Source organism: Streptomyces sp. URMC 124 (genome assembly GCF_051386455.1).
Lineage (GTDB): Bacteria > Actinomycetota > Actinomycetes > Streptomycetales > Streptomycetaceae > Streptomyces.
The window spans coordinates 1-278 of record NZ_JBPQTS010000434.1; the positions used below are offsets into that span (position 1 = coordinate 1).

Below are 278 nucleotides of genomic sequence, written 5' to 3' on the forward strand. Positions count from 1 at the left end.
TTGCATCAAGTAGGCCTTTTCAAACCCGATCGACATGATGCCGCCGGCCGCGAGAATGAATACGATGGCCATGATCGGCCGGATCGTCGGAAGATCGATGTTGCGGATTCGTTGGAGCAGATTGGCGCCGTCCAGGCTAGCAGCGTTATGCAGCTCCGGATCGACGTTCGCGAGTGCCGCCACATAAATGATCGATGCCCATCCGGCTCCCTGCCAAATATCCGATAATATATAAATCCATCGGAAATACTCCGGCTTCGACATGAACATGAGAGGCT

General features: G+C 53.6%; 1 protein-coding gene. It reads right to left on the reverse strand.

What is annotated here, in order from left to right:
• On the reverse strand, positions 1 to 264 hold a 264-nt coding region (locus tag ACSNOG_RS33240), incomplete at its 3' end, for an ABC transporter permease subunit (protein WP_436756393.1).
• Positions 265 to 278 lie beyond the last annotated feature (14 nt).